1 protein-coding gene is annotated in these 1,075 nt (G+C 32.2%); it reads left to right on the top strand.

Going from position 1 to position 1,075, the window contains the following annotated elements; genetic code table 11:
• Positions 1-92 precede the first annotated feature (92 nt).
• Positions 93-1,075 (top strand): transposase (locus HNS40_RS22410; protein ID WP_172284938.1); only part of this gene is annotated, 983 nt, incomplete at its 3' end.

Consider the following 1,075-nt stretch of genomic DNA (forward strand, 5'->3'; position numbering starts at 1 on the left):
ACTGAGCATTTTAGAGAAAAAATGCAGCATGAAACCTTGGGAATCCCTTGGTTTTATTGTATCTTTAGGTTACCACACAAAAAGTACAAAACATGCTACATTACGAAGATATCTCAAAAACAGAAGAAATAAAAGGTAAATTTAAAGATAGTTGGCTTGGAGCTGATTATTTAACATCTCACCTCGAAATTCTAAGGTTTAGTAAAATCAAACAACGGTTCAGCAGTTGCAAAAAAGCAGGTATCTCTTTTGAGGATCTGATAAGTACTCTTTTGATTTTGCCAATTATTGGTTTGAAAACAATTCATTCTTTAACATCGAATATTGGCAATACTATTGGCTCTGCAAGCAAGGATAGCTACTATAGGCTGTTAGCCAACCAACACATCAATTGGCGTGGCTTTCTAATGAGTTTTGTTAAAGAGTATCTGGCTAAAGACTTGTTGTTTACGAGCCCTAAAAACCCAATAAAATGTTTAATTTTCGATGATACAGACATTCCCAAATCAGGAAAAACAATAGAAGGTATTTCGAAGATATTTAACCATGTAAGCAAAACATATTACTTAGGTTTTAAACTATTGGTTGCAGGCTATTGGAATGGCAGTGTTTTTATTCCTGTTGATTTCAGCTTTCATAGGGAAAGTAAAACAGCAAAGAATAAATATGGTCTAACGTGTAAGCAACGAAAAAAACAAAAACAGATTTTTCGTGATACAAAAACAAAAGCTTTCAAACGCTATGCAGAGTTAAATGCAAAGAAAACAGATATGTTAATCAAGATGTTTTCTCGTATATGTAAACGCAATATCAAAGTAGATTATGTTTTAATAGATTCTTGGTTTACAAGTATTTCTCTAATCAAGAAAATACGAGCAATAAATAAGACAACTCATGTAATAGGGATGTATAAGTATAATAGTAAGATTACTGTTTCTGGAGAGGCTATTTCACTAAAAAACCTAAAGACCAAAGGAAAGAAACCTAAGCGTTGCAGAAAATTAAACTACTACTATCATCATCATATATCAGATATTGATGGAGTTAAGGTTGTTGTCTTCATTTCAAAAAGAGG

The organism is Lentimicrobium sp. S6 (assembly GCF_013166635.1).
GTDB lineage: Bacteria > Bacteroidota > Bacteroidia > Bacteroidales > UBA12170 > UBA12170.